Annotated in this window: 30 protein-coding genes; 13 read left to right on the top strand and 17 right to left on the bottom strand. The window is 52.2% G+C overall.

The features are described from left to right. Positions 1-692 precede the first annotated feature (692 nt). Positions 693-3,032 (top strand): aerobic respiration two-component sensor histidine kinase ArcB, encoded by a 2,340-nt coding sequence (arcB, locus tag FVB43_RS03395; RefSeq protein ID WP_167863383.1) that lies wholly within the window; start codon positions 693-695, stop codon positions 3,030-3,032. A 794-nt stretch (positions 3,033-3,826) separates the two neighbouring features. After that, positions 3,827-4,552, top strand: a complete 726-nt coding sequence (gene mtgA / locus FVB43_RS03400; RefSeq protein ID WP_133844115.1) for a monofunctional biosynthetic peptidoglycan transglycosylase — start codon at positions 3,827-3,829, stop codon at positions 4,550-4,552. A gap of 57 nt (positions 4,553-4,609) precedes the next feature. On the opposite strand, the gene npr is transcribed toward mtgA, so the two are convergent. The 11 genes from npr to FVB43_RS03455 all read right to left on the bottom strand — a co-directional run bounded on the left by npr (position 4,610) and on the right by FVB43_RS03455 (position 12,688). Beyond that, entirely contained in the window at positions 4,610-4,882 is a 273-nt protein-coding gene (gene npr, locus FVB43_RS03405; RefSeq protein ID WP_133844113.1) for a PTS phosphocarrier protein NPr, read from the bottom strand. Beyond that, positions 4,879-5,733, bottom strand: a complete 855-nt coding sequence (rapZ, locus tag FVB43_RS03410) for an RNase adapter RapZ (RefSeq protein ID WP_133844111.1) — start codon at positions 5,731-5,733, stop codon at positions 4,879-4,881. Before rapZ ends, npr begins: the two co-directional genes overlap by 4 nt. A 111-nt stretch (positions 5,734-5,844) precedes the next feature. After that, complete coding sequence (ptsN, locus tag FVB43_RS03415; RefSeq protein WP_133844109.1) at positions 5,845-6,327, bottom strand: PTS IIA-like nitrogen regulatory protein PtsN; 483 nt, start codon at positions 6,325-6,327, stop codon at positions 5,845-5,847. Positions 6,328-6,505: 178 nt separating this feature from the next. Then, a complete protein-coding gene (hpf, locus tag FVB43_RS03420) occupies positions 6,506-6,793 on the bottom strand; it encodes a ribosome hibernation promoting factor (RefSeq protein WP_133844107.1) in 288 nt (95 codons plus the stop codon). Between the two features lie 22 nt (positions 6,794-6,815). After that, the gene (gene rpoN, locus FVB43_RS03425; RefSeq protein WP_133844105.1) at positions 6,816-8,249 is read right to left on the bottom strand and encodes an RNA polymerase factor sigma-54; all 1,434 of its coding nucleotides are present in this window, start codon (positions 8,247-8,249) and stop codon (positions 6,816-6,818) included. 48 nt (positions 8,250-8,297) lie between these two features. Further along, positions 8,298-9,023 (bottom strand): LPS export ABC transporter ATP-binding protein, encoded by a 726-nt coding sequence (gene lptB, locus FVB43_RS03430; RefSeq protein WP_133844102.1) that lies wholly within the window; start codon positions 9,021-9,023, stop codon positions 8,298-8,300. A gap of 5 nt (positions 9,024-9,028) precedes the next feature. After that, positions 9,029-9,577 carry a lipopolysaccharide ABC transporter substrate-binding protein LptA gene (lptA, locus tag FVB43_RS03435; RefSeq protein WP_133844100.1) on the bottom strand — a complete coding sequence of 183 codons (549 nt, stop codon included), beginning with the start codon at positions 9,575-9,577 and terminating at the stop codon, positions 9,029-9,031. After that, complete coding sequence (gene lptC, locus FVB43_RS03440) at positions 9,549-10,124, bottom strand: LPS export ABC transporter periplasmic protein LptC (protein ID WP_133844098.1); 576 nt, start codon at positions 10,122-10,124, stop codon at positions 9,549-9,551. Before lptC ends, lptA begins: the two co-directional genes overlap by 29 nt. Beyond that, entirely contained in the window at positions 10,121-10,687 is a 567-nt protein-coding gene (gene kdsC, locus FVB43_RS03445) for a 3-deoxy-manno-octulosonate-8-phosphatase KdsC (RefSeq protein WP_133844096.1), read from the bottom strand. Before kdsC ends, lptC begins: the two co-directional genes overlap by 4 nt. Before the next feature lie 18 nt (positions 10,688-10,705). After that, complete coding sequence (gene kdsD / locus FVB43_RS03450; protein WP_133844093.1) at positions 10,706-11,692, bottom strand: arabinose-5-phosphate isomerase KdsD; 987 nt, start codon at positions 11,690-11,692, stop codon at positions 10,706-10,708. Between the two features lie 15 nt (positions 11,693-11,707). Continuing rightward, positions 11,708-12,688, bottom strand: coding sequence for a calcium/sodium antiporter (locus FVB43_RS03455; RefSeq protein WP_159337316.1), 981 nt, complete (start codon positions 12,686-12,688; stop codon positions 11,708-11,710). Between the two features lie 228 nt (positions 12,689-12,916). Here FVB43_RS03455 and mlaF point away from each other — a divergent pair, with 228 nt between their 5' ends. The 7 genes from mlaF to murA all read left to right on the top strand — a co-directional run bounded on the left by mlaF (position 12,917) and on the right by murA (position 17,838). Then, entirely contained in the window at positions 12,917-13,738 is an 822-nt protein-coding gene (gene mlaF / locus FVB43_RS03460; RefSeq protein ID WP_133844089.1) for a phospholipid ABC transporter ATP-binding protein MlaF, read from the top strand. After that, entirely contained in the window at positions 13,738-14,520 is a 783-nt protein-coding gene (gene mlaE, locus FVB43_RS03465; RefSeq protein ID WP_133844087.1) for a lipid asymmetry maintenance ABC transporter permease subunit MlaE, read from the top strand. Before mlaF ends, mlaE begins: the two co-directional genes overlap by 1 nt. 4 nt (positions 14,521-14,524) lie before the next feature. Further along, entirely contained in the window at positions 14,525-15,085 is a 561-nt protein-coding gene (gene mlaD, locus FVB43_RS03470; RefSeq protein ID WP_133844085.1) for an outer membrane lipid asymmetry maintenance protein MlaD, read from the top strand. Then, a complete protein-coding gene (gene mlaC / locus FVB43_RS03475; protein WP_133844083.1) occupies positions 15,085-15,720 on the top strand; it encodes a phospholipid-binding protein MlaC in 636 nt (211 codons plus the stop codon). Before mlaD ends, mlaC begins: the two co-directional genes overlap by 1 nt. Then, positions 15,720-16,016, top strand: a complete 297-nt coding sequence (gene mlaB, locus FVB43_RS03480) for a lipid asymmetry maintenance protein MlaB (RefSeq protein WP_133844081.1) — start codon at positions 15,720-15,722, stop codon at positions 16,014-16,016. Before mlaC ends, mlaB begins: the two co-directional genes overlap by 1 nt. 225 nt (positions 16,017-16,241) lie before the next feature. Then, entirely contained in the window at positions 16,242-16,496 is a 255-nt protein-coding gene (gene ibaG, locus FVB43_RS03485; protein WP_133844079.1) for a BolA family iron metabolism protein IbaG, read from the top strand. A 79-nt stretch (positions 16,497-16,575) separates the two neighbouring features. Beyond that, the gene (gene murA, locus FVB43_RS03490) at positions 16,576-17,838 is read left to right on the top strand and encodes a UDP-N-acetylglucosamine 1-carboxyvinyltransferase (RefSeq protein WP_133844077.1); all 1,263 of its coding nucleotides are present in this window, start codon (positions 16,576-16,578) and stop codon (positions 17,836-17,838) included. 47 nt (positions 17,839-17,885) lie between these two features. Here the strand turns inward: murA and FVB43_RS03495 are convergent, their stop codons facing one another. Together FVB43_RS03495 and ispB are read right to left on the bottom strand one after the other, a co-directional pair. After that, entirely contained in the window at positions 17,886-18,146 is a 261-nt protein-coding gene (locus FVB43_RS03495) for a helix-turn-helix domain-containing protein (protein WP_133844075.1), read from the bottom strand. Between the two features lie 306 nt (positions 18,147-18,452). Next, positions 18,453-19,427, bottom strand: coding sequence for an octaprenyl diphosphate synthase (gene ispB, locus FVB43_RS03500; protein ID WP_133844073.1), 975 nt, complete (start codon positions 19,425-19,427; stop codon positions 18,453-18,455). Between the two features lie 254 nt (positions 19,428-19,681). On the opposite strand from ispB, the gene rplU reads away from it, so the two are divergent. The 4 genes from rplU to cgtA all read left to right on the top strand — a co-directional run bounded on the left by rplU (position 19,682) and on the right by cgtA (position 22,544). Continuing rightward, the gene (rplU, locus tag FVB43_RS03505; protein WP_133844071.1) at positions 19,682-19,993 is read left to right on the top strand and encodes a 50S ribosomal protein L21; all 312 of its coding nucleotides are present in this window, start codon (positions 19,682-19,684) and stop codon (positions 19,991-19,993) included. Positions 19,994-20,008: 15 nt separating this feature from the next. Then, positions 20,009-20,266: a 50S ribosomal protein L27 gene (rpmA, locus tag FVB43_RS03510; protein WP_013204035.1), complete on the top strand. Its 258-nt coding sequence runs from the start codon at positions 20,009-20,011 to the stop codon at positions 20,264-20,266. A 113-nt stretch (positions 20,267-20,379) separates the two neighbouring features. Continuing rightward, positions 20,380-21,366: a DMT family transporter gene (locus FVB43_RS03515; protein ID WP_167863435.1), complete on the top strand. Its 987-nt coding sequence runs from the start codon at positions 20,380-20,382 to the stop codon at positions 21,364-21,366. After that, positions 21,363-22,544 carry an Obg family GTPase CgtA gene (gene cgtA, locus FVB43_RS03520; RefSeq protein WP_133844069.1) on the top strand — a complete coding sequence of 394 codons (1,182 nt, stop codon included), beginning with the start codon at positions 21,363-21,365 and terminating at the stop codon, positions 22,542-22,544. The genes FVB43_RS03515 and cgtA overlap by 4 nt, the downstream gene beginning before the upstream one ends. A gap of 88 nt (positions 22,545-22,632) precedes the next feature. Here cgtA and FVB43_RS03525 read toward each other — a convergent pair whose 3' ends face one another. The 4 genes from FVB43_RS03525 to FVB43_RS03540 are packed head-to-tail and all read right to left on the bottom strand — an operon-like array spanning position 22,633 to position 26,287. Further along, a complete protein-coding gene (locus tag FVB43_RS03525) occupies positions 22,633-23,043 on the bottom strand; it encodes a hotdog fold thioesterase (RefSeq protein ID WP_133844067.1) in 411 nt (136 codons plus the stop codon). A 1-nt stretch (position 23,044) separates the two neighbouring features. Further along, the gene (gene dhbA / locus FVB43_RS03530; RefSeq protein WP_133844065.1) at positions 23,045-23,803 is read right to left on the bottom strand and encodes a 2,3-dihydro-2,3-dihydroxybenzoate dehydrogenase; all 759 of its coding nucleotides are present in this window, start codon (positions 23,801-23,803) and stop codon (positions 23,045-23,047) included. Beyond that, on the bottom strand, positions 23,803-24,657 hold the full coding sequence (locus FVB43_RS03535; protein WP_133844063.1) for an isochorismatase family protein: 855 nt from the start codon (positions 24,655-24,657) through the stop codon (positions 23,803-23,805). The genes dhbA and FVB43_RS03535 overlap by 1 nt, the downstream gene beginning before the upstream one ends. A 16-nt stretch (positions 24,658-24,673) precedes the next feature. Then, positions 24,674-26,287, bottom strand: coding sequence for a (2,3-dihydroxybenzoyl)adenylate synthase (locus tag FVB43_RS03540; protein WP_167863384.1), 1,614 nt, complete (start codon positions 26,285-26,287; stop codon positions 24,674-24,676).

Here is a 26,287-nt window from a genome sequence, read left to right on the forward strand (position 1 = left end):
TACCTTTTAGCGTGTTTTGTGAATTATCTTCATGATAAATAACAAAATAATGCCATATTTTAACCCTATCGACCCATGCATGAAGGCACAGGAAGTGTGAGCTGACTCACTATAGGGCAGCGGGCAAATCTCTGCACCATGCTGGTGCCGGGGTTATTGGCAGCAGAATGTGCTGTTAGGCGCTTGATAACCGCAGGAACACACTGTTTTTGGCGAGTGGGGTTATTTGAATTAAACAGAGGGGTGTCATTAGTAAAATTAATCATGCCAGGTGTGATTAATATTTCATTAATTGTGAATGATTATTCGTTAGGTGTGACGAGAGACTGCGAGTAAGGCTGACCATCGCTATGAAAAGTATCAACAAGAGAAAGGCGCGCTGAATCCAGAGCGGCCCTACAGATTATGCAGTTATAAAATTTAGTCAATATCTTAAAGGGTAACTTTTTGCTGAGAGGGAAAAAAAGTTTTTATTGTCGGCCACCCTGGTGAGAGCATTGCCAGGCCTGGTTTTGCCGCCAGTACCAGTCTCAGGCCGCAGGGCGCGGAAAATCCCGTCATAACCCGCTGCGGGCTGTGGGTGCTGCTGCACTATTAGTGTGCAGGTTTCTGACCCAGCGTGGGGAGATAGCGCGTTGGTCTTTTGTTCAATTCCGGTATGATTGCCGCTATCCGACTGGAAGGAATCCTTTATGAAACAAATTCGGTTATTAGCGCAGTACTACGTTGATTTGATGGTCAAACTGGGGCTGGTGCGCTTCTCGTTGCTGTTGGCATCGGCGCTGGTGGTACTGGCCATGATTGTGCAGATGGCCGTCACTATGGTGCTGCGTGGTCATGTCGAAAGTATCGATATGGTACGTTCGGTATTTTTCGGTCTGCTGATTACGCCCTGGGCGGTTTACTTCCTCTCGGTGGTGGTGGAGCAACTGGAAGAATCGCGTCAGCGTCTTGCCCGGCTTGTCGATAAGCTTGAAGAGATGCGTAACCGTGATTTGGAACTTAATCAGCAGATGCAGGGTAATATTGTCCAGTTAAATCAGGAGATTACTGACCGTATTAAAGCCGAAGATGCACGCCTGCAGGTGGTGGCGAAACTGAAAGAGGAGATGGTGCGGCGTGAAGAAGCGCAAATCGAACTCGAACAACAATCCTCTTTCCTGCGTTCATTCCTTGATGCCTCCCCTGATCTCGTGTTCTACCGCAATGTTGACCAGCAGTTCTCAGGCTGTAACCGCGCGATGGAATTGCTCACGGGCAAAAGCGAAAAACAGCTTATCGGCCTGTCTCCAAAAGATGTCTACGACGACGACGCAGCGACCAAAGTGCTGGAAACTGATGAGAAAGTCTTCCGTCATAATGTCTCCCTGACTTATGAGCAGTGGCTGCAATATCCTGATGGGCGCAAGGCCTGTTTTGAAATTCGGAAGGTGCCTTATTACGACCGCGTAGGGAAACGTAGTGGGCTGATGGGCTTTGGACGCGATATAACCGAGCGTAAGCGTTACCAGGACGCGTTAGAGAATGCCAGTAGGGATAAGACGACCTTTATCTCTACTATCAGCCACGAGCTTCGTACGCCGCTTAATGGCATTGTGGGTTTGAGCCGTATCCTATTGGATACCCGCCTCAACCAGGAACAGCTGAAGTATCTTAAAACCATCCATGTTTCCGCTATTACACTGGGTAACATTTTCAACGATGTGATTGAGATGGACAAAATCGAGCGCCGCAAAGTGCAGCTGGATAATCAGCCTATTGATTTCACAGGGTTCCTGGCCGATCTGGAAAACCTCTCCGGTTTGCTGGCTGAGCCAAAAGGGCTGAAGTTTGTGCTGGCGCCCTCGCTCCCGCTTCCCCACAAAATTATTGCTGATGGCACACGCCTTCGTCAGATCCTGTGGAACCTGATTGGTAATGCGGTGAAATTTACCCAGCAAGGGGAAATTGTGGTGCGGGTTGGCTATCAGCAGGATGACTGCCTGTGCTTCGAAGTCGAAGATTCTGGCATGGGTATCCCGCAGGATGAGCAGGACAAAATTTTTGCCATGTATTACCAGGTGAAGGATCAGCGTGGCGGCAAGCCTGCGACGGGCACGGGGATTGGACTGGCGGTATCCCGCCGCCTGGCTCAAAGCATGGGAGGCGACATCTGCGTGCATAGCGCGCCTGGTCAGGGTTCCTGCTTCACCCTGACGCTCAACGCACCGCGTGTGATCGAAGACCTCGAGGATGAACAGCAGGAAGAAGATTTGCCACTGCCCGCGCTGCACGTGCTGCTGGTGGAGGATATTGAGTTGAACGTTGTGGTTGCTCGTTCGGTGCTTGAGAAGCTGGGTAACAGCGTAGAAGTGGCGATGACAGGGCAAGCTGCACTGGATATGTTTGACCCTGACGAGTTTGATCTGGTGTTGCTGGATATCCAGCTACCCGACATGACCGGACTGGATGTGGCGCGCATCATCCACCAGCGTCATGCCGGAGAGCATCTGCCACCGCTGGTGGCACTGACGGCGAACGTCCTGAAGGATAAACGTGAATACCTTGATGCGGGTATGGATGATGTTCTGAGCAAGCCATTGGCCGTTCCTGCACTCACGGCGATGATCAAAAGATACTGGGATTTCCAGGCAATCGATCTACCTGATGCACCGGAGTTCAATATGGATGAGAAAGAACTGGCGTTACTGGATGTGCCCATGCTTGAACAGTATATCGAGTTGGTCGGGCCGAAACTGATCCATCAGAGCCTCGCGATGTTCGAACAGATGATGCCGGGTTACCTGGCGGTACTGGATTCCAACATGATGGCGCGCGATCAAAAAGGCATTGCGGAAGAGGGCCACAAAATTAAAGGTGCTGCGGGTTCCGTAGGGCTGACACATTTGCAGCAGGTTGCAAAACAGATTCAAAGCCCTGAGCTGCCTGCATGGTGGGATAACGTTCAGGAATGGATTGATGAGCTTAAGCACGAGTGGCGCAATGACGTGGAAGTGTTACGGCAATGGGTTACGGACGCTGAAAAAAAATGACCCCGACCGAAGCCGGGGTGCGCGAATACTGCGCCAACACCAGGGAAAAAGGTCCTCCTGAGCTATTCTGATAAGAATCGTCGAGAGCTCAGGTTTAGGTATTGGGTGAACATAACAATGCTCAGTCACTACTTTAGCAAATCTTGCGTCACATGTTACGGGATTCATTAAAATGTGTGATGTTGAGCAGCGTTCGTAAACAGAAGAACCGATTTTTACAATCCAGTCAAGCGGCGAATTACATTTTACGATAATACGCATATTTATTGAACGATTGTGGCTTTTCCCCAGGTCCTGGGATTGACGTAAACTTTTTGCTCTGATGACTTTTTACTTAGGTACGGGAGTCTCGCTGCTGTAATCGATTTTATTGTTTGTAAGTTGATGTTTTATTTAGTTATTTCTGGGTTTTTGGTCTGGCTTTCCGAAACGTTTTGGTTTCTGCTAGCACAAATTACCGAATCGCCCTCCAGCGGTCGGTAAATGCTGACTCCGTTCAGCAAGATAAACAGCTCTTTCCAGTAACGTGAAACGATGTGGAATCGACTCTAAGGCCAAATCGACACGGGATTTACTTTCTATGAGGCTGAATAATCGAAAGCGTCCAGATGAAATTTATAAGCAGGATGAACCAATCAATTTCGAGTGCTTTCTGCTTCCGACAGATCCATCGTAGAGTGAAGGTAAAGTGCGTGATTTAATGGAACCGATTCCGGTTATGTCGGAGTAACTGACAATCATGGAGAAATCCTGGTGTATTTTCATACTGATAAATTTTGGGCGGATCCTCGGGTATGAGTCGCAATAAAGTGCGCGTGATGGCGCGGATCAAATCGGGGCTATTTCGCCTGGTCCTGGTCGTAATGGGTTTATGGGTGGGTGGTATTGTCCTCTTTGCTTTTTTACCGGTGCCATTTTCTGCCGTGATGGCCGAACGGCAATTGAGCGCCTGGTTCAGTGGTGATTTTCGCTATGTGGCTCATTCTGACTGGGTGTCGATGGATAAGATTTCACCGTGGATGGCGTTGGCGGTTATTGCCTCTGAAGATCAGAAGTTCCCTACGCACTGGGGGTTTGATGTGGCCGCTATTCAGTCAGTACTGGACAGCAGTAATGAGAAAGCGGGTATGCGCGGCGCATCGACACTCTCGCAGCAAACGGCCAAAAACGTATTTCTCTGGGATGGACGGAGCTGGGTGCGTAAAGGCCTGGAGGCCGGTCTGACGGTGGGAATTGAAACAGTATGGACCAAACGCCGGATCCTCACTGTTTATCTTAACGTGGCGGAGATGGGGAAAGGGGTCTTTGGCGTAGAGGAGGCCTCTCAACGCTATTTCCATAAACCGGCCAGTCGCCTGTCTATGTCTGAAGCGGCGCTACTGGCTGCAGTGCTACCCAACCCCATTCGCTTCAGGGCTGATGCTCCGTCTGGCTATGTGCGTCAGCGCCAACAGTGGATTATGCGCCAGATGCGCCAGCTCGGGGGGGAGAGTTTCCTGCGGGAACATAAGTTGCATTGATTCGGGCGGGAAATAGCCAACAGACCGGCTGAAACGCCGGTCTGTTCAGGGGGATGATTAGTCTTCGTCGAATCCGGCATTAAACAGATCGATCACCGCGGCCAGCGCTTCTTCTTCTTGCGCACCACTGGCTTCTACTTCGATATGACCGCCTTTAGCTGAGTCAAGCATCAGTAGCGCAATCACGCTGCTCGCTTCCGCTTCAGTACCGCTTTCATTGCGCAGCAGCACTTCAGCATCAAAACTCTGTACCAGTTCGAACAGCTTCATCGCCGGACGTGCGTGCATACCCAGCTTATTTTTAATCTCAACAGTCTGTTTTACGGTCATGATTTGCGTTTTTCCAGCGTACGGTGACGAGACTGAACGTTTTTACCGCGCGAGCGGAAATAATCTGCCAGTTGCTCGGCAATATACACGGAACGATGTTTACCGCCGGTACAGCCGATCGCCACTGTCAGATAGCTACGGTTATTGGTTTCCAGCATCGGTAACCATAACTCGAGGTAGCTGCGCGTCTGATAAATAAAATTATGCACTTCAGTATGACGATCAAGGAAGGCGGCAACGGGGCGATCAAGACCGGTCATCGGACGCAGCTTCGGATCCCAGTGTGGATTCGGCAGAAAACGGACATCAAACACATAGTCGGCATCAATGGGAATACCGTGTTTGAAACCGAAAGATTCGAATACCATGGTCAGTTCACGTTCGCGTTTCCCCAGCAGGCGGGTACGTAGCATCTCTGCCAGCTCGTGCACTGACATTTCTGAGGTGTCGATAATCAAATCGGCACGGGAACGTAGCGGTTCCAGCAGATCGCTTTCTTCATCGATGGCACTTTCCAGCGACAGATTTTTACTGGAGAGCGGATGCAGGCGACGGGTATCGCTATAGCGACGGATTAAGGTATTACGGTCAGCATCCAGGAACAGAAGCTGCGGCGAAAAACAGTCTGGCAAATTGGTGAGCGCGGTTTCAAATACCTCCGGAGATTCCGGCATGTTACGTACATCGATACTCACAGCAGCAGATATATTGCGCTCAGCCAGCGAATGAGCCAGATCAGGTAGCAAGACTACAGGCAGGTTATCCACGCAGTAAAAACCCATGTCTTCCAGCGCGCGTAATGCCACTGATTTCCCTGAGCCTGAGCGACCGCTGACGATCATCAGCACCATTTCACTTTTCCCCCAATTTAACCCGCTTTCCCTTAGACCAGAAGCTGCACCAGCGCTGCGTTTCGCTGCGTTGCTGCAACTTCATTATGTCGGGGACTGTGGCAAGAATGACTAACTCTCTTCGTGATCTTCCGTGATGATCTCGTAAAGATCTTCATCGGATTGTGCGGCGCGCAGGCGACGCAGAACGGTTTTATCTGCCAGGCGCTTGGCAACCAGAGAGAGAGTATGAAGATGTGTTTTACACTGATCTGCTGGCACCAGCAGGGCAAACAACAGGTCCACGGGCTGATTATCAATTGCATCAAACGCGATGGGCTGGTCAAGGCGAATGAAGACACCGACTGCGCGTAGCGTATCTTCTTCCAGCTTGCCGTGCGGGATGGCAATGCCATTACCGATACCGGTGCTGCCCATTCTTTCACGCGTCAGAATCGCTTCAAAAATTGTCTGATGCGGGAGGTTAAGCTGTTTCGCCGCAAGCTCGCTGATAATTTCCAGCGCCCGTTTTTTGCTCTGGCAATGTACGCCATTACGGGTACACGAGATGCTCAAGACGGAGCCCAGTTCCAGTTTCAAATCATTGTTCATCATAGTTTCACTTAACTTTTCACTTCCGCAGGCAGGACACTCTTTACCAGCGTTCAGATCAAGAGATTAACATGCCGTATTGATTAACGGCTCGTATTCCCGGAAGAATACGAGCCGATACCGCTTTCAGCATATGCCAGTAGAAGCGGGTTGCTGAAACACCATCAATGCATTGTGAGATTTAGTGTTGTTTTAGCTTATCTTTGTGTTTATTCAACTGGCGAGTCAGCTTGTCGATCAGGCCGTCAATCGCCGCGTACATATCTTTATCTTCCGAGGTGGCATGCAGCTCACCGCCATTCACATGCAATGTTGCATCGGCAATTTGCGTCACTTTCTCCACTTTTAAAACAATATAGACCTGGTTAATCCGGTCAAAGTATTGCTCCAGTTTGGCAAACTTCGCTGTCACAAACTCGCGCAGTGGCTCGGTGATTTCAACGTGCTGTCCAGTGATATTGAGCTGCATAGTGTCTTCCTTCTCTGTTCGTTCAGACCAGCTGTTTGCGCTGATTTGATGGCGGGATGGATAAAGACTCTCGGTATTTTGCCACAGTGCGCCGTGCCACCATAATTCCCTGTTCGGAAAGCATGGAGGTGAGCTTGCTGTCGCTGAGTGGTTTGACGGGATTCTCCGCCGAGATTAATTTTTTCACCAGTGCACGGATCGCCGTTGAGGACGCTTCGCCCCCCCCTTCGGTATTGACGTGACTGGAGAAAAAATACTTAAGTTCAAAAATACCACGTGGACTGTGCAGGTATTTCTGGGTGGTCACACGGGAAATGGTCGATTCATGCATTTCGACGGCACTGGCAATATCAGCCAGCACCATTGGGCGCATATACTCTTCGCCCTGTTCGAAAAAGGCCTGCTGCTGATCCACGATACAGCGTGTCACTTTCAGCAGCGTATCATTTCGGCTTTCCAGGCTTTTAATCAGCCACTTGGCTTCCTGCAAATTACTGCGGATAAACTGCGAATCACTGTCGCTGCGTGAACTTGAGCCTAGTGAAGCGTAATGCTGATTAATCTTCAGACGCGGCACACTGTCTGCATTCAACTCGACCATCCAGCGATTACTGACTTTACGCACCAGCACATCTGGAATGACATACTCGGGTTCCTGAGTATTGATCGATTGGCCTGGGCGCGGGTCAAGCGTTTGAATGACCTGCATCGCTCCCTTCAGCACGTCTTCTTTAAGGCGTGTGACGCGCATCAGGCTGCGGAAATCATGGTTGGCGAGCAGGTCGAGATGCTCACTGACAATCAGCCGTGCTTCTTTCAGCAGCGGCACATCTGCCGCAAACTGGGAGAGCTGTACCAGTAAACAGTCGCGCAGATCGCGGGCGCAGACGCCTACTGGATCAAAACGCTGTACACGTTTCAGCACTGCTTCCACTTCGTCAAGGGTCAGCTCGTCGTTACCCATACTTTCAAGCACTTCCTCGAGCGACACGGTCAGATAGCCCGTATCGTCGACAGCATCGACAATGGAGGTCGCAATCGCGCGATCGGTATCGGTAAAAGGCGTTAGCTCCACCTGCCACATCAGATAGTCCTGTAGTGTCTGGGTCGTTTCACCCTGATAAACAGGTAACTCATCGTCATGGTAATCGGTACCCGTGCCTGACGGCGTACCAGCGGTGTAGATTTCATCCCAGGTCGCATCCAGTGGAAGCTCCTCGGGCATGTCTTTCTGTTCCAGCGCTTCCCGGGTATCCAGCGCTTCTGTTTCCTGATATTCGCGGGTATCAACTTCTTCGTGAATGTCGGTCTGTTCAAGCAACGGGTTACTTTCCAGCGCCAGCTGAATTTCCTGCTGTAGTTCAAGCGTAGAGAGTTGCAGCAGGCGAATGGCCTGCTGCAGTTGTGGCGTCATGGCAAGCTGTTGACTCAGCCTGAGTTGTAAACCTTGCTTCATATTCAGAGTATTAATTCCCCAGAAAACTTACCGAATGTGAACACCTTATCAGAGTCTGAACTCTTCACCCAAATAGACACGCTTAACTTGCTCATCGGCCAGGATCGCTTCCGGGGTGCCGTGGGCGATAAGATGCCCCTGGCTGACGATATAGGCTCTCTCACACACTGCCAGCGTTTCACGTACGTTATGGTCGGTGATCAGCACGCCGAGGCCGCTGTCACGCAGGTGTTCAATAATCTTTTTAATATCAATAACGGAAATCGGGTCAACACCGGCAAACGGTTCATCCAGCAGGATGAATTTTGGATTGGCGGCCAGCGCACGGGCAATTTCTACGCGGCGGCGTTCACCGCCTGATAGCGCCTGACCGAGGCTGTCACGTAAATGTTCGATGTGAAACTCTTCCAGCAGTTCATTAGCACGATCTTCACGCTGCTCACTGGTCAGATCATCACGAATTTGCAGCACCGCCATCAGATTATCGTAAACACTCAGACGGCGGAAAATAGAGGCTTCCTGTGGCAGATAGCCAATGCCCCGACGCGCACGCGCATGCAGCGGTAAAATGCTGATGTCTTCATCGTCGATCACGATACGACCTGCATCACGCGGCACGATGCCAACCACCATGTAAAACGTGGTGGTCTTGCCTGCGCCGTTCGGGCCAAGCAGGCCCACGATTTCGCCAGACTTCACTTGCAGGCTGACATCTTCAACCACGCGGCGGCCTTTGTAAGCCTTCGCGAGGTTTTCCGCAATTAAGGTTGCCATGTTCGTTAGTTACTCTTTTTCTGACCGTTTGACGGTGTGCCTTTGTCCTGCAACTGCGATGGCACCAGTACGGTAGTGACACGTTTGCCGCTGCTGCCGAAGGCCTGCATTTTTTGCTCTTTCACCAGATAGGTGATGCGATCGCCTTTGACGTTGCTGTCGAGCTGCTCCAGATAGGCGTTGCCGGTTAACTCCACCAGGTCTTTCGCCAGTTCGTAATGCATTTTCTGGGCGTGACCCTGCACGGGTTTGCCACTGTCCTGCATCTGGTAGAAGGTCGCAGGATTGCCGTAGGCATCAACAATGGTTTTATTGCTGTCGCCACCCGGACGGGTCACCACCACTTTATCGGCCGTGATTTTAATCGTACCCTGCGTCACGATGACTTTTCCGGTAAACGTGGCAACGTTGCCTTGCATATCCAGCGCCTGATTTTCCGAGTCGACATTCACCGGTTTATCCGAATCGCCCGTTAACGCTAAAGCAGGAACGCTCACGGCGAACAGCAGGGTTGCAGTCAGTAACTTAAGGCTTTTGTTCATTTTGAATTTCATAAGATGTTTTGACCTTTTCAATCAACTCGGCAGTTTTCTTCCGTAAATTCCCACGCATCTTCATACCTGTAGAGTTAAAGCTGCTGCCATAAAGTGTTACCTGATCGTCCGAGGTCACATCCTGAGTCGTCAGGTTAATTTGCGCATTATCTGTTTTGATGCGCTCAAGCTGTGCGTCTTTCGTCAGGCTGTTAACTTCCACATGCCCGTATAGGTACAGCATGCGATCGTTAGTGAGCTTGGCTTTGTCTCCACGCACTGACCACGTTGGAACCTTGTTCTCATCGTAGGTGGTCATCACCGGGTTATCGAACCAGGTTACAGCATCCGCCGAAAAATAGGTCACCTTGTCAGAAACCAGCTTGTAGCTCAGCGCTCCGGTTGGGTTATAAACTACCGTATGTGAGTTATCACTCATATAGGTGGGTTCATTATTGTCCTGCGTTGCTGCACCGTCGTTATCATCGGTGGCAGTCAGATTCCAGCCAATCAGCACAATGGCGATCAGTGCCAGTATCAGCGTCATCCAGCGTCTTGTTTTACTCATACCGACTGCCCTTTGGCCTCATCAAACTTGCCCTGTGCAATCAGGATTAGATCGCAAATTTCCCGAACTGCACCACGACCACCCGCAATACGGGTCACGTAGTGAGCGCGGGGAAGCAAAATGGGATGAGCATCAGCAACGGTCACACTCAGGCCCACTTCAGCCATGACCGGCCAGTCAATCAGATCATCACCAATATAGGCAACCTGCTCCGCACTGAGTGACAGTGTATCCAGAAGTTCACGGAAGGCCAAAAGCTTATCCGTTTGTCCCTGGTAAAGATGCGTAATCCCCAGTGTGGCACAGCGATCTTCCAGCAGTTTGGCTTTACGGCCGGTAATAATAGCCACTTCAATCCCGGAGGTGAGCAGGCAGCGAATACCATAACCATCACGCACATTGAAGGCTTTGAGTTCTTCACCATTGTTACCCTGGTAGATCACGCCGTCTGACATGACACCATCGACATCGCAGATCAACAGTTTTATGTTCTGCGCTTGTGCCATCACCTGTTGGCTGACCGGGCCGTAACAGGTCTCAACGGTGGCTGCTGAATGACTCATTTTTGTTCACTTCCTTTGTTAAACCACACCAGCACGAAGCATGTCATGCATATGCACCACGCCCAGCAGTGTGTCGCCGTCGGCGACCATCACGGAGGTAATATTCTTATTTTGCATCAGATTCAGCGCATCCACTGCCAGGGTATTAGGCCGAACGCGGATCCCGCCCGGGGTCATCACGCTTTCGATGCCGGCATGCTGGATATCAACGCCCATATCGAAGACACGGCGCAAATCGCCATCGGTAAAGATGCCTTCGATTTTCATCAAATCGTTGCAGATTACCGTCATTCCCATATTTTTACGCGTTATTTCCAGCAGCGCATCGCGGAGTGAAGCATCACGGCTCACGTGCGGCATGTCGCTGCCCGAGTGCATGATATCATCAACACGCAGTAGCAGCTTACGCCCCAGCGCACCACCGGGATGGGAGAGCGCAAAATCTTCCGGTGTGAAGCCACGTGCTTTCAACAGGGCAACGGCCAGGGCATCTCCCATGACCAGTGTTGCCGTCGTGCTGGTCGTTGGTGCCAGGCCCAGTGGACAAGCTTCCTGTGGCACTTTAACACACAGATGCACATCCGCTGCGCGGCCCATTGCACTTTCCGGGCGGCTGGTGAGGCAGATTAATGTGACGCGTAAGCGTTTTAGCACCGGAATCAGTGCCAGAACTTCGGAAGATTCACCGGAGTTAGAGATGGCTAATACTACGTCATTGGGGCTGACCATGCCCAGATCGCCGTGACTGGCCTCAGCGGGGTGGACAAAAAACGATGGCGTACCGGTACTGGCAAAGGTAGCGGCTATTTTCTTACCGATATGCCCCGATTTCCCCATTCCCATCACCACAACTTTACCGCCACAGCGATAGATCAGGTTGCAGGCATGGGTAAAATCGTCGTTGATGTACTGATCGAGCTGCTCTAACCCTTCACGTTCAATCCGCAATACTTCTTTCCCGGCCTGTTGAAAGTCAAAGTCGGGATCGGCAGTGATATGCGCCATAGTAGTCCAGTCCTTTTACCAGAAAGTCACAGAGGGGAAGCCATAGAGCATTCCCACCCAGACGATAAATCCGCACAGCAACAATGCACCAGCCAGCCGACCAATGCGACGACTGCGTTGCAAACAGATTAATGTAAACAGCGCACTGACACCCAGCATCACCCAATAATCACGGGCGAAGATAGCGGTGTCGAGCGTGCCGGGATGAATCAGTGCCGGGATGCCCAGCACAATCGCGATATTATAGATGTTTGAACCAATCAGGTTTCCGACGGCGATATCATCTTCGCCTTTTAGTGCTCCGGCAATAACCGTAGCCAGTTCCGGCAGGCTGGTGCCTACTGAAATGATGGTCAGGCCAATCACCAGTTCACTCACGCCAAAATAATCAGCAATGACCGTCGCATTATCGATCACCATACGCGTAGACATGGGTAGCAGGATCAGCGCAACGGCCAGCCACAGGAAAGCAACGGTATTGCCCGCCTCATCGCGTGGCAGTTCGGCCAGCTGTTCCCGGGTCAGAGAGTCATTACCGTCGCGTTCAGCACGGCGTGCGATTTTAATGATGAACAACAGATAGATGGCTGCGATAGCGATCAGCGCCAGACCATCATTCCGGCTCAGTTCGTTATCGAACAACGTCACACCGCACAGCAGGGTGACCAGCAGCATCAGTGGGAGCTCACGCCGGATCAGGTTTGAATGAACGGTGAGCGGGTGTAGCAGCGCTGCGCCTCCCAATATCAGCAAAATATTGGTAATATTCGAGCCCATCGCTGTTCCTACGGCAATATCCATCTGCCCATGTGTAGCAGCAGAGAACGAGACAATCAGCTCGGGCAGTGAGGTGCCGATGCCCACCACGGTCATTCCGATAATTAACGGGGGAATACCAAAGGATCTGCACAAGATAGCGGCGCTAAACACCAGACGATCGGCTCCATAAACCAGTAAGACTAAACCGATAATCAGTAGTGCTGTAGCGACGAGCATGAAGTGTCCTTGTGGTCAGGTCTTATCGTCGAGGGCAGGTGGCGACAACGAAGTAAGGCATGGAAAATTTAATGGCAGTGATTTTGACGGTCTCAAAGCAAAAAGTAAAACTTATGCCAACTTTAGCTACGTCACAGAGGTAAGATTCTGTAAAAATGCCCGGCCCGGAGGGTAATACGTTACTATCGGGGGTAAATTAATCGCCTAAAAATAAAGATAGAGGTAACTATGAGCCAGGCGGAGACGAATCTGGTGGATGTCCGGGGTGTGAGTTTCTCCCGTGGCAACCGTCCGATTTTCGATAACATCTCGCTTACGGTGCCCAAAGGGAAAGTCACCGCCATTATGGGGCCATCCGGGATCGGTAAAACTACGTTGTTACGACTGATAGGTGGGCAGATCCCGCCTGACAGCGGTGAAATCTGGTTCAATGGTGAGAACATTCCCGCGCTGTCGCGTTCGCGTCTTTACGAAGCGCGTAAGAAGATGAGTATGCTGTTTCAGTCAGGTGCGCTGTTTACCGATCTCAGCGTCTTTGACAACGTTGCATGGCCGCTGCGTGAACATTCCCGTCTCCCAGAGCCCTTGCTGAACAGTACGGTGATGATGAAACTGGAAGCCGTGGGATTACGCGGTGCCGCCAATCTGAAACCCTCTGAACTGTCTGGCGGAATGGCGCGGCGTGCCGCTCTGGCCCGTGCGATTGCACTTGAACCCGATTTGATTATGTTCGACGAACCGTTTGTCGGGCAGGATCCGATTACCATGGGCGTGCTGGTGAAGTTAATCGATGAGCTTAATCACGCTTTGGGTGTTACCTGTATCGTGGTTTCTCACGATGTCCCGGAAGTGCTGAGCATTGCCGATTATGCGTATATTATCGCCGATCAAAAAGTGATTGCACAGGGGACAGCCCCACAGTTACGTGAAAATGATGATGCCCGCGTGCGTCAGTTTATTGATGGTATTGCTGACGGGCCCGTGCCGTTCCGTTTCCCGGCAGGGGATTATCTGCAAGATTTAGTCGGCTCAGGGAGGGTGACAGACTGATGTTTCTAAGAGCACTGGCGTCACTCGGGCGAACGGGCATTAATACCTGCGCCTCTTTTGGCCGTGCAGGGTTGATGTTATTCCATGCATTGTTTGGCATTCCTCGCTTTCGTAAACATGCGCCACTGTTGATAAAACAGTTGTATAGCGTTGGCGTGATGTCGTTATTAATTATCGTGGTTTCCGGGCTGTTTATCGGCATGGTATTGGGCCTGCAGGGTTATCTGGTGCTGAAGACATACAGTGCCGAAACGGGCCTGGGCATGATGGTCGCACTGTCGCTGCTACGCGAACTGGGCCCGGTTGTCACCGCGTTACTGTTCGCCGGGCGTGCCGGTTCAGCTCTGACGGCAGAAATTGGCCTGATGAAAGCCACTGAGCAGCTTTCCAGTATGGAAATGATGGCGGTTGATCCCCTACGACGCATTATCTCTCCGCGTTTCTGGGCGGGTGTGATCAGTATGCCGTTGCTGACCCTGATTTTCGTCGCGGTGGGTATTCTTGGCGGCGGGCTGGTGGGTGTCAGCTGGAAAGGTATCGATCCTGGATTCTTCTGGTCAGCCATGCAGAATGCGGTCGACCTGCGCACGGATCTTATCAACTGCGTAATCAAGAGCGCCGTTTTTGCGGTGACGGTCACCTGGATTGCGCTGTTTAACGGCTATGACGCCATCCCGACTTCTGAAGGGATCAGTCGGGCAACGACGCGTACCGTAGTACATGCTTCACTGGCAGTGCTCGGTCTGGATTTTGTGCTTACAGCACTGATGTTTGGGAACTGATTCAATGCAAACGAAAAAAAGCGAGATTTGGGTAGGTGCCTTTTTACTGCTGGCGCTGTGCGCGATTATTTTTCTCTGTCTGCGCGTTGCCGACCTGAAGTCACTGGGCAATGAACCGACCTGGAAGCTGTATGCTACTTTTGACAATATTGGCGGTCTGAAAGCAGGGTCGCCGGTGAAAGTCGGTGGCGTCGTCATTGGCCGGGTTGAAGACATTACCCTTGACCCGAAAAATTACTCACCGAAGGTCACGATGGATATTGAAGATAAATATAACAATATCCCTGACACCAGTTCTCTGGCTGTGCGCACCTCCGGTCTGCTGGGTGAGCAATATCTGGCCCTGAATATTGGGTTTGATGACCCGGAAATGGGAACTGCTACGCTTAAAGACGGCAGCACGTTGCAGGACACCAAATCTGCAATGGTGCTGGAAGATCTGATTGGACAGTTCCTGTACAAAAGCGGCAACGGTGACGATAAAAACCAAAATTCATCTGCGTCGGGTGACGAGCCGGCCTCAGTGCCCGCCCCGGCGACGACAACTCCAGAAGAGGGCAAATAATGTTTAAACGTTTACTGATGGTGGCGATGCTGGTGATCGCACCAGTGGCAGCCAATGCCGCAGCGGATCAGACCGATCCTTATAAATTAATGAACGAAGCAGCCGCGAAAACGTTTACCCGGTTGAAGAGTGAACAACCGAAAATTAAGCAGGATCCTAACTACCTGCGTCAGATCGTGCGTGAAGAACTGTTGCCGTATGTGCAGATCAAATACGCCGGGGCGCTGGTACTCGGTCGTTACTACAAAGAGGCTACGCCAGCACAGCGTGATGCCTATTTCAAAGCCTTTGGTGATTATCTTGCGCAGGCCTATGGCCAGGCGCTGGCGATGTACAACGGGCAAACATACCAGATTGCTCCGCCTCAGCCGTTGGGGGATGCCAATATTATTGCTATCCGTGTCACCATCATTGACCCGAATGGCCGCCCGCCGGTACGACTGGACTTCCAGTGGCGTAAAAACAGCGTCACGAATCACTGGCAGGCTTATGACATGATTGCGGAAGGTGTCAGCATGATCACGACCAAGCAGAACGAATGGAGTGACACCCTACGTACGAAAGGTATCGACGGCCTGACGGCGCTGTTGAAGTCCTACTCGCAGCAGCCGATTTCATTGAATAAGCAGTCGTAATGAGCGAACAACTGCGTTGGGAGGTAGAGACGGACCATCTGCGTCTCTTCGGGGAGTTGGAACGTGAAACGCTGTTGCCGCTTTGGCAGCAGCGGGAAGCGGTGATGCAGTGGGTCGAAACGATCGATGTTTCCGGGCTGGATCGCGTCGATTCCGGTGGGCTGGCATTGCTGGTCCATCTCCGACAGATCGCGATACAGCGTGGAAGAGTACCGCAGTTTATCGGCATCACCGATAAACTCAGTTCGCTGATCACGCTCTATAACCTGCAGAAAATTATTGTCGGCAGCGACTAAGCCGCCAGAATCGATGCGCCGCGTAACGACAGCGGAACACCTTGAGTTTGCTCATTTTTACTTCAGGAACTGGTGCGCCGGTTCCTCTTTCATCCTGCCTCCGTATTGTTATCCATTCTCATTTAGTCTTTTACTGCTGCTCCTGGCATTTTTTGCTTGTTTAAGAGTGGGGCGGATTCCACTAAGATGTGTGCCTGTTTATTATCAAGTGAATTTGAAAGCATCATGGAAAATAATGAAATTCAGTCCGTGCTGATGGGCGCGTTACCGCTGCAGGAAGTCCACGTTACTGGTGATGGCAGCCATTTCCAGGTGATTGCCGTTGGTGAACTGTTTGGCGAGCTGAGCCGTGTGAAGAAGCAACAGACGGTCTATGCACCCCTGATGGCTTACATCGCGGATAACCGTATTCATGCGGTTTCCATCAAGACTTATACCCCTGAAGAGTGGGCGCGTGACCGTAAACTAAACGGTTTTTAAGCTGTGCAGCGTTCGCCACGTTTGGCGTGGTGAGAGTCTGAACAGCAGATTTTTTGACTGACAACAGAGAGCAGTTGCAATGGATAAATTTCGTGTACAGGGTCCGACCCGCCTGAGTGGTGAAGTCACAATTTCCGGGGCTAAAAATGCCGCATTACCGATCCTGTTCGCAGCTTTGCTGGCTGAAGAGCCGGTAGAGATTCAGAATGTCCCGAAACTGAAGGACATCGATACCACCATGAAACTGCTCAGTCAGTTGGGTGTAAAGGCTGAACGTAATGGTTCCGTGCATCTTGATGCCAGTGACGTCAATATTTTCTGTGCGCCTTACGACCTGGTGAAGACCATGCGTGCTTCTATCTGGGCGTTGGGGCCGCTGGTAGCGCGTTTTGGCCAGGGTCAGGTATCCCTGCCTGGCGGTTGCGCCATCGGTGCCCGTCCTGTTGACCTGCATATCACGGGTCTGGAGCAACTTGGCGCAGAGATTAAGCTGGAAGAAGGTTATGTGAAGGCCTCGGTTAATGGTCGCCTGAAGGGCGCACACATTGTGATGGATAAGGTCAGCGTAGGCGCTACCGTCACCATCATGAGTGCTGCAACGCTGGCAACCGGAACAACGGTTATTGAAAATGCTGCGCGTGAGCCAGAAATTGTGGATACCGCAAACTTCCTGAATACGCTGGGTGCGAAAATCACTGGCGCTGGCAGCGACCGTATTACTATCGAAGGCGTAGAACGTCTGGGTGGTGGGGTCTATCGCGTGTTGCCTGACCGTATCGAGACCGGAACATTCCTGGTGGCGGCGGCGATCTCTGGCGGTAAAGTGGTCTGTCGTGCGGCTCAGCCCGATACTCTGGATGCTGTGCTGGCTAAACTGCGTGAAGCCGGTGCGGATATTGAAGTGGGCAGCGACTGGATCAGCCTGGATATGCACGGTAAGCGGCCAAAAGCGGTAAACCTGCGCACGGCACCACACCCAGGTTTCCCGACTGATATGCAGGCCCAGTTCAGCCTGTTGAATCTGGTGGCAGAAGGTACGGGCGTGATCACCGAGACCATTTTTGAGAACCGATTCATGCATGTGCCGGAGCTGGTCCGTATGGGCGCACACGGTGAAATTGAGAGCAATACGCTGATTTGCCATGGCGTGGAGAAGCTGTCGGGTGCTCAGGTGATGGCGACCGATCTGCGTGCTTCAGCCAGTCTGGTTCTGGCAGGCTGTATTGCGGAAGGTACGACTCTGGTGGATCGTATCTACCACATCGACCGCGGTTATGAGCACATTGAAGATAAGCTGATGGCGCTTGGCGCAAATATTCAGCGCATCAGCGGCGAAGAGTGATTTTCCCGCAATAAAAAAGGGTCGGTATTCAATACCGGCCCTTTTTTTTAACTGCGGATCAGTTTCTTACGGTCGATAAGTTGATGTGTTTTAGGATCGTAGTAGCGGCTGGGCCAGATTTCTGCCGGATGCACATTCAGGGCATCGGCGATCAGCCACTCTCCTTTAGGCCAGGGTCGACTCAACGTATTGGCTAACGTCGATGAACTTAAGCCTGCCAGTCTGGATTGGGCGGCGAGGGTGGTTCCTTTTTTGCGCAGTCCGGCAATGATGTCTGCTGGGTGCCAGTCTTGCTGAGAGTGTTTCATGTGCTTATCCTCCATGGGCACTTTTGGAAAACAGGGCGCGGATTGTTGTCATCAATTGCACTCTGCTGTAGGTATTATTCCGATAAAGCAACTTGTTATATTTCACAATAACAGGCTGTTTATAGCAAATAACTTCCATTAAATTCCAATAAATTTCAGGCATAACTGTTTTTTTGCGTAACGTTACGCAAAATTAGAAGTGACGTGCCGGGGGCATGGGGGAGTGCGCGTGAAAAAAGTGTATCTGAAGGGCGGACAAAAAAACAGAAAGCACGAAGTGGTGTGCTTTCTGTTTAATTTATGGCATTAGAATTCGCGCTGAACTGACATGTGCGCAAGGGCTTCCAGCGCACTCCGCCATGGCGACTCAGGCAGGGCTTTCAGAGCTGTAATGGCTTTATCGGCTTCTTGTTCCGCAGCATTGCGCGTCCATTCCAGTGAGCCACACTGGTGCATTGCTTCCAGAACAGGTTCCAGTAAATGGCGTCCGTTACCTTCTTCAATCGCAGTACGAATCATGCTGGCTTGCTGCGGTGTTCCGTTACGCATGGCATGCAATAACGGCAGTGTCGGTTTACCTTCACTCAGGTCATCACCCACGTTTTTACCCAGCGTTTTGCCATCGGCACTGTAATCCAGCAGATCATCAATGAGCTGGAATGCGGTGCCGATGTAGCGGCCGTAATCCTGCAAAGCCTGCTCTTGTACCGCGTTGGCACCTGCCAGAATGGCCGAGGACTGTGCTGCTGCTTCGAACAGGCGTGCGGTTTTGCTGTAAATGACGCGCATGTAGCTTTCTTCGGTGATGTCCGGGTCATTACAGTTCATCAACTGTAAGACTTCGCCTTCCGCAATCACATTGACCGCTTCAGACATCAGGGCCAGAACCCTCAGCGAGCCGAGGCTGGTCATCATCTGGAACGAGCGAGTGTAGATAAAATCACCGACCAGCACGCTGGCAGCATTGCCAAACGCGGCGTTCGCGGTGGCTTTACCTCTGCGCATATCTGATTCATCCACGACGTCATCGTGTAGCAGCGTGGCGGTATGAATGAATTCGATCAACGCCGCGACGGTAATGTGTTGTTTACCTTCGTAATTATTGATGGCGCGTGCTGCAAGCACAGCGATCATCGGACGGATACGCTTACCTCCGCCACTGATAATGTAATAGCCCAGCTGATTGATGAGGGATACATCCGAGTTCAGCTGGTCGAGTATTGTCGCATTGACGTCCGCCATATCTTGCGCGGTGAGTTCATTTATCTGTTCTAAGTTCATCAGTCTGTTCAGCTATCGCTCAGTTCGCTGCTATGATAAGCGCCTTTACCGTGCCAGTGGCATGAAATGTATGACAGATTGTACTTGAAAAACGCGGCGGTGAAACGTCCCCATTCACGTTGCGTTTTTTTTCTGCAATAGAGCGAAACAGGCTATTGTCTTTACCTGCGAAGTTGCGTAGAATTCGCGCCCTATTGTGAATATTTATAGCGCAGCCTGAAATCAAAGAAGGCAAGCGCGAAAGCGGAGTTTATATGTACGCGGTTTTCCAAAGTGGTGGTAAACAACACCGAGTAAGCGAAGGTCAAACCATTCGCCTGGAAAAGCTGGACATCGCAACCGGCGAAGTCGTTGAATTCGACCAGGTTCTGATGATTGCTAACGGCGAAGACGTTAAAATCGGCGCACCTTTAGTTTCAGGTGGCGTGATCAAGGCTGAAATCGTAGCTCACGGTCGTGGCGACAAGATCAAGATTGTTAAGTTCCGTCGTCGTAAGCATTACCGTAAGCAGCAGGGTCACCGTCAGTGGTTCACTGATGTGAAGATCACTGGCATCAGCGCATAACAGGAGACCTGACAAATGGCACATAAGAAAGCTGGTGGTTCGACCCGTAACGGTCGTGACTCCAATGCAAAACGTCTGGGCGTAAAACGTTTCGGCGGCGAATCTGTACTGGCTGGTAGCATCATCGTTCGTCAGCGTGGCACCAAATTCCACGCGGGCACCAACGTAGGCTGCGGTCGTGACCACACCCTGTTTGCTACTGCAAACGGCAAGGTCCAATTCGAAGTTAAAGGCCCGAACAACCGTAAATACATCAGCATTGTTGCTGAGTAATTAGGTTTTCGTGCCGCGGAACGGCTGTTAAGCCGTTCACTGCTGCGAAAATAAAAGCCCCGCACTAGACTGCGGGGCTTTTTACATTCTGCCAGGGAACACTGATGTCAGTCATCAAACAACAGGCTGGAATGGGTATTGCGCTTGCGATGGTTACCGCTATGAGCTGGGGTTCGTTACCCATTGCGATGAAAGTGGTGCTGCAGGTGATGGATCCGTTCACTGTGGTGTTCTATCGTTTTTTTCTCGCAGCGTTAGGCCTGGGCACGATTCTGGCCTTGAAACGTCAGCTGCCGCCGCGTGATTTCTTCCGGCACCCGCGTTGGCTGGTGTGGGTGATGATCGCTACCGCCGGACTGGTGGGCAATTTCATCTTGTTTGGCTCTTCGTTGCAGTATCTCAGCCCGACGGCGTCCCAGGTGATTGCCCAGTTGGCTCCTCCTGGTATGATGCTTGCCAGCGTCTTTATCCTGAAAGAAAAGATGCGCGGCAGCCAGATTATCGGTGTCTGTATGCTGCTGTGCGGGTTGGTGATGTTTTTTAATACCAGCCTGGTGGAAATCTTTACCCGTCTGACCAATTACACCTGGGGTGTGATTCTGGGCGTCAGTGCAGCACTGGTGTGGGTGGTCTATGGCGTGACGCAAAAAATTTTGTTGCGTCGACTCGGCTCGCAGCAGATCCTGTTTTTGCTGTACACTTTATGTGCAGTGACGTTATTGCCTTTTGCGCACACCGATCTGGTGTGGCAACTGGACAGATGGCAGCTTGGATGCCTGATTTTTTGTGTGCTGAATACCCTTGTGGGTTACGGCGCACTGGCGGAAGCCTACGCACGCTGGCAGGCGGCTCAGGTCAGCGCAATTGTGACGCTAACGCCACTTTTTACCCTGCTGTTTTCAGAATTTTTATCGCTTGGCTGGCCCGACTTTTTTGCCATTCCGCAACTCAATACCTTAGGGTTTGTCGGAGCAATCGTTGTGGTGTCAGGCGCCATGTTTTCCGCAATTGGTCATCGCTTATGGCCACGGCGGAGCAATCCCGTTCCGGTGCCACCTGCATCGGGCCACGGGCGTATGAGTGACGGAGAAGTAAAATGAAGTTTGTTGATGAAGCGACGATCCTGGTAGTGGCTGGCGATGGCGGTAATGGCTGCGTGAGCTTCCGTCGTGAGAAATATATCCCTCGTGGCGGTCCGGACGGTGGTGATGGTGGCGATGGCGGCGATGTGTATATGCAGGCCGACGAAAACCTGAATACCCTGATCGACTACCGCTTTGAAAAGTCCTTCCGTGCAGAACGTGGGCAGAACGGCCAGAGCCGTGACTGTACCGGTAAACGCGGTGTGGACATCGTTGTTAAAGTACCGGTTGGAACGCGCATTATTGACCAGGGAACCGGTGAAACCCTCGGTGATATGACGCATCATCAGCAGAAGATGATGGTCGCTAAAGGCGGTTGGCACGGTCTGGGCAACACCCGTTTCAAGTCATCCGTGAACCGTACCCCACGCCAGAAAACCATGGGTACGCCGGGTGAAAAGCGTGATTTACAGCTGGAGCTGATGCTGCTGGCTGACGTGGGTATGCTCGGCCTGCCTAACGCAGGTAAATCGACCTTTATTCGCGCTGTTTCTGCTGCGAAACCTAAAGTGGCGGATTATCCGTTTACCACTCTGGTGCCAAGCCTCGGTGTTGTTCGTATGGACAGCGAGCAGAGCTTTGTTATTGCCGATATCCCGGGTCTGATCGAAGGGGCTTCGGATGGTGCAGGTCTGGGTATTCGCTTCCTTAAACACCTTGAGCGTTGCCGTGTACTGTTACACACCATCGATCTGGCACCGATTGACGAAAGCGATCCGATTGAAAACGCTCGCATCATCCTGGCTGAGCTGGAGAAATACAGCGATAAGCTGTTCCAAAAGCCACGCTGGCTGGTGTTCAACAAAGTGGACCTGCTGGATGAAGAAGAAGCCGCATCGCGTGCTAAAGCCATTGCAGACGCTCTGGGATGGACAGAGAAATACTATCTGATCTCTGCGGCAAACCGCTCAGGCGTTAACGCACTGTGCTGGGACCTGATGTCCTTCATCATCGCTAACCCGAAAGAAGCTGAACTGGAAGCTAAACAGCCAGAGAAAGTGGAATTCATGTGGGATGACTATCATCGTCAGCAGCTGGAAGAAACCCAGCCAGAAGTTGAAGAAGAAGACGATGACTGGGATGACGATTGGGACGAAGACGACGAAGAAGGTGTCGAAACCGTCTATCAGCGTTAATCTTCGCTAAAAAAATAGGGTGCCACTGGCGCCCTATTTTTTTGTGCTTAATCGCGGCGGTTCTGATGTGGTACCGCGCCTCTGCGCTTTAGCCGATAATGGCGGTTGTCAGTCGTGCAATACAGCACAGCTGATCCTGTGCATTCACAATCTCAATCTGCCAGACCTGGTTCATACTGCCGCTGTGAAGCGCCCTGCAGATGCCGCGTACGGTTCCGCTATAGACCGCACGCAGATGGCTGGCGCTGACTTCAATACCTACCACATTCTGACCTGGCTGCGAACAGAGCCAACCTGCCATTGACCCCAGCGATTCCGCCAACGCCACTGATGCGCCACCGTGCAGCAGCCCAAACGGCTGCTGTGTGCGAGCATCCATGGGCATAGTGGCTTCCAGCCAGTCAGGCTCCAGTCGGGTAAAGACCATACCCAGCCCGGCAATTAGCGTACCTTCTGCCATCTGATTTAGCTCAGTCAGGCTACTTTGTCGTTTCCACATATCAGGCACCCAGAGTGGCTCCGCCATCGACAACAATATCCTGCATCACGATATGGCTGGCGCTGTCGGAGGCGAGGAACAATACCGTGTTGGCGATTTCCTGAGGTTGGGCAATTTTCTGCAACGGAATACCCAGTTTGTACTGATCGGGGTAGCCGGCGATCATCTGCTGTTCGTCTTCCGGTTTATGCCACAGGCTCCGTTGCATCGCGGTGTCTGTGGAACCGGGTGAAACGATATTGCAGCGGACACCAAAGGGAGCCATTTCCAGCCCGACAGTGAGGCACAGGCTACGCAGGGCTGCTTTAGAAGCACCATAAGCTGACATACCGATACGCGGCGCGTGTGCCGCATTGGAGGCAACAGTGACAATCGCGCCGGCACGTTGCTGACGGAACAGTGGCAGTGTTTGCTGGAACAGATTGAATGCCCCCCCGGCGTTGACGGCCATGCAGGCCTGCCAGTCCTCCACCGCGAGTTCTTCGGTGCTGCCAGTACGTAAAATACCGGCAGCATTCACCAGCACATCAAGGCGGGGTGTATCTGACAGCAGGCGCTGACAGACACGTTTCACCTGATCGGCATCGGAAATATCGACAATGGCGCGCTGGAAGGGGTAATCGTTTTGCGAAAACTGTTTATCAAACCCCACCACAGAGGCACCCGCAGCAACAAATGCCAGTGCAGTATGATAACCAATCCCCTGGCCCGCCCCGGTGATCCACACCTGTTTATTGCTGAAGTCAAAACGGCATGACATTACGCAGGCTCCCTCGACAGCAGTGCCCACCAGCCATCAATACTGGGATTTTTTGCCAGGGCGATGAAGTCGATATCGCTATGCACCTGGCGCCAGCGGGCTGCCAGCGCCATCATGCGCACCGAATCCAGTCCGTAATCCACCAGATTTTCGCTATCAAGGAGATCATCGCTGTCTTCATCCAGCAGGGGCAGGACCACGGCACGTAGCTGCTCTTTGCTTTGTGGCAGTGGCAGCAGGGTTTCCGTCATCACAACGCGGCCGCTGCGACCGGCTGTATAGGTCAGCGACATCATATGTTCTTCGCGGCTGAAGTCAGCCAGGGCGTCAGCCACCATAAATGGCTTGATGTTACGCATAAAGGCGTCGGTCGCGGTGGTCAGACAGCCAATGTGGGCATATACGCCACAGATAATCAGCTGGTCGCGTCCGGTTTCATTCAGGATCGATTCCAGCGGTGAGCGATGAAATGCGCTGTAACGCCATTTCACCAGCACCTGGTCATGTTCATCCGGTGCCAGTGCAGCCACGACTTTCTGCTGATCAGGGTGTTTGTTGAGGCCAGGTCCCCACATGTCGTTTAGCAGAGCACGATCTTCAGCACTTTGCTCATTGGGCTGTGCGGTGTAGAACACCGGGATCCCCTGGGATTTGCAGTACTCGCGTAACCGGGCAATATTGGCGACGACTTGTTCAATCAGCGGGCTGTCTTCACCCCAAAAATTGAGGAAATACTCCTGCATATCGTGGATCAGTAACGCGGCACGCGCCGGTTCAAAGGCCCAGGTCACTTTATTGGCTGGCAGTTCGGCTGCGGTTGGCAGCGCGTAAGAATTTAACGTTGGAATAGCCATTACTCTCTCCTGAAAATTATCCGTTCTGCTGAGTGGCCAGCTGCTGGCGCAGGCGTTTTTTGTCCACTTTTCCCACCGGGGTGAGCGGTAGCTCATCGACACATTCAATGCGATCCGGCAGCTTGAATTCCGCCACGCCCAGTTCACGCAGATGACGACGTAAGACCACCGGTTTTAGCGCACGACGCGCGACAATAAACGCACAGCTTTTCTCACCCATCAGGTTGTCTTCCATGGACACCAGCGCAGCATGGATCACGTCTTCATGGCGCAGTAGCAGGTTTTCGATCTCTTCCGCTGCGATCTTTTCGCCACCCCGGTTGATCTGATCCTTCTCGCGCCCCTGAACGGTGATGTAGCCGTCTGCAGCGATGGCGATCAGATCGCCGGAGCAGTAGAAACCCTGATCATCGAAGCTGGCAGCATTGTGCTCCGGGCTATTGTAGTAACCACGGAAGGTATAAGGGCCGCGCGTCATCAGGCGGCCGGTTTCTCCCGCGGGCAGTGGCTGACCCTGCTCATCCGCGACCCAAACCTCGTCGTCGTCAGAGATCGGACGGCCCTGCGTAGTGAGAATATGCTGCTGGTCATCGTCCAGGCGGGTGTAGTTCACCAGACCTTCGGCCATGCCAAAGACCTGCTGGAGCTGGCAGCCAATTTCTTTCTGGATACGTGAAGCCAGTGATTCACTGAGCTTGGCACCACCAACTTGTAACAGTGCCAGTGATGTCAGTGCACGGTTGCTGCCCCATTCCTGAATTGCCTGTAACCACAGACTGACGGCGGGTGGCACCAGTGCCGCCACGTTAACCTGATGTTGTTCAATCAGCGGGAAGCAGAGGTTGGCACTGGGATCGTTCGCCATTACCACACAGCCACCCGCGTAAAACACGCCGAGGGAGCCTGGTGAGCTCATCGCATAGTTATGGGCGGCGGGCAGGGCATTCAGATAACGAGTCTGTGCGTTGAACTCACAGATCTCAACGCTGCCACGAATACTGTAGTAATAATCATTGTGGGTACGTGGGATCAGTTTCGGGGTTCCGGTACTGCCGCCGGAGAGCTGAAAGAAGGCCACTTCATCGGCAGCAGAGGGGCTGGCTATAAAATCGCCGGCATCTGCATCAATCAGGCCTGACAGTGAAAGCGCAACGTTGTTTTCATTGTGCAACGCCACGGCCTTCAGCGCCGGGAAATCCTGCCGGAGTTGATTGAGATAATCATCGTTGCTAAACAGGCTGTGCTGGCGGTCGGCAATCAACAGCGCGGGCTGAATTTGCAGCGCGTAGGCGCTCAGTTCGTTGCGTTGATGACTGAATAGTGCGTTAACAGGGGCGACGCCAATTTTCAGCAAGGCAAAAAAGGTGACGTAGAATTCTGCAACGTTACCCAGTTGTACCAGTGCCGTGTCACCTGACTTCAGACCACGGCGTTGCAGCGAGGCTGCCAGGCGATCGGACTGCTGTGCCAGATCGTGGTAGCGATAACGGCGCGTGCCGTCAATCACGGCTACGGCGCTGCTGCCAGCGTGACGTTGCAGAATGTCCGTTAACGGCAGATCCAGCCAGTAACCTTTTGCGCGATACTGTGTGGCCAGATCGTCCGGCCAGCGAGAATAAGGGATGGTCAT

The organism is Erwinia rhapontici, from assembly GCF_012271765.1.
GTDB classification, from domain to species: Bacteria; Pseudomonadota; Gammaproteobacteria; order Enterobacterales; family Enterobacteriaceae; genus Erwinia; species Erwinia rhapontici.

Excerpts from the sequence above, each read along its gene's own strand:
- arcB (WP_167863383.1), top strand. The coding sequence starts at position 693 with ATGAAACAAATTCGGTTATTAGCGCAGTACTACGTTGATTTGATGGTC.
- mtgA (WP_133844115.1), top strand. The coding sequence starts at position 3,827 with ATGAGTCGCAATAAAGTGCGCGTGATGGCGCGGATCAAATCGGGGCTA.
- npr (WP_133844113.1), bottom strand. The coding sequence starts at position 4,882 with ATGACCGTAAAACAGACTGTTGAGATTAAAAATAAGCTGGGTATGCAC.
- rapZ (WP_133844111.1), bottom strand. The coding sequence starts at position 5,733 with ATGGTGCTGATGATCGTCAGCGGTCGCTCAGGCTCAGGGAAATCAGTG.
- ptsN (WP_133844109.1), bottom strand. The coding sequence starts at position 6,327 with ATGATGAACAATGATTTGAAACTGGAACTGGGCTCCGTCTTGAGCATC.
- hpf (WP_133844107.1), bottom strand. The coding sequence starts at position 6,793 with ATGCAGCTCAATATCACTGGACAGCACGTTGAAATCACCGAGCCACTG.
- rpoN (WP_133844105.1), bottom strand. The coding sequence starts at position 8,249 with ATGAAGCAAGGTTTACAACTCAGGCTGAGTCAACAGCTTGCCATGACG.
- lptB (WP_133844102.1), bottom strand. The coding sequence starts at position 9,023 with ATGGCAACCTTAATTGCGGAAAACCTCGCGAAGGCTTACAAAGGCCGC.
- lptA (WP_133844100.1), bottom strand. The coding sequence starts at position 9,577 with ATGAAATTCAAAATGAACAAAAGCCTTAAGTTACTGACTGCAACCCTG.
- lptC (WP_133844098.1), bottom strand. The coding sequence starts at position 10,124 with ATGAGTAAAACAAGACGCTGGATGACGCTGATACTGGCACTGATCGCC.
- kdsC (WP_133844096.1), bottom strand. The coding sequence starts at position 10,687 with ATGAGTCATTCAGCAGCCACCGTTGAGACCTGTTACGGCCCGGTCAGC.
- kdsD (WP_133844093.1), bottom strand. The coding sequence starts at position 11,692 with ATGGCGCATATCACTGCCGATCCCGACTTTGACTTTCAACAGGCCGGG.
- FVB43_RS03455 (WP_159337316.1), bottom strand. The coding sequence starts at position 12,688 with ATGCTCGTCGCTACAGCACTACTGATTATCGGTTTAGTCTTACTGGTT.
- mlaF (WP_133844089.1), top strand. The coding sequence starts at position 12,917 with ATGAGCCAGGCGGAGACGAATCTGGTGGATGTCCGGGGTGTGAGTTTC.
- mlaE (WP_133844087.1), top strand. The coding sequence starts at position 13,738 with ATGTTTCTAAGAGCACTGGCGTCACTCGGGCGAACGGGCATTAATACC.
- mlaD (WP_133844085.1), top strand. The coding sequence starts at position 14,525 with ATGCAAACGAAAAAAAGCGAGATTTGGGTAGGTGCCTTTTTACTGCTG.
- mlaC (WP_133844083.1), top strand. The coding sequence starts at position 15,085 with ATGTTTAAACGTTTACTGATGGTGGCGATGCTGGTGATCGCACCAGTG.
- mlaB (WP_133844081.1), top strand. The coding sequence starts at position 15,720 with ATGAGCGAACAACTGCGTTGGGAGGTAGAGACGGACCATCTGCGTCTC.
- ibaG (WP_133844079.1), top strand. The coding sequence starts at position 16,242 with ATGGAAAATAATGAAATTCAGTCCGTGCTGATGGGCGCGTTACCGCTG.
- murA (WP_133844077.1), top strand. The coding sequence starts at position 16,576 with ATGGATAAATTTCGTGTACAGGGTCCGACCCGCCTGAGTGGTGAAGTC.
- FVB43_RS03495 (WP_133844075.1), bottom strand. The coding sequence starts at position 18,146 with ATGAAACACTCTCAGCAAGACTGGCACCCAGCAGACATCATTGCCGGA.
- ispB (WP_133844073.1), bottom strand. The coding sequence starts at position 19,427 with ATGAACTTAGAACAGATAAATGAACTCACCGCGCAAGATATGGCGGAC.
- rplU (WP_133844071.1), top strand. The coding sequence starts at position 19,682 with ATGTACGCGGTTTTCCAAAGTGGTGGTAAACAACACCGAGTAAGCGAA.
- rpmA (WP_013204035.1), top strand. The coding sequence starts at position 20,009 with ATGGCACATAAGAAAGCTGGTGGTTCGACCCGTAACGGTCGTGACTCC.
- cgtA (WP_133844069.1), top strand. The coding sequence starts at position 21,363 with ATGAAGTTTGTTGATGAAGCGACGATCCTGGTAGTGGCTGGCGATGGC.
- FVB43_RS03525 (WP_133844067.1), bottom strand. The coding sequence starts at position 23,043 with ATGTGGAAACGACAAAGTAGCCTGACTGAGCTAAATCAGATGGCAGAA.
- dhbA (WP_133844065.1), bottom strand. The coding sequence starts at position 23,803 with ATGTCATGCCGTTTTGACTTCAGCAATAAACAGGTGTGGATCACCGGG.
- FVB43_RS03535 (WP_133844063.1), bottom strand. The coding sequence starts at position 24,657 with ATGGCTATTCCAACGTTAAATTCTTACGCGCTGCCAACCGCAGCCGAA.
- FVB43_RS03540 (WP_167863384.1), bottom strand. The coding sequence starts at position 26,287 with ATGACCATCCCTTATTCTCGCTGGCCGGACGATCTGGCCACACAGTAT.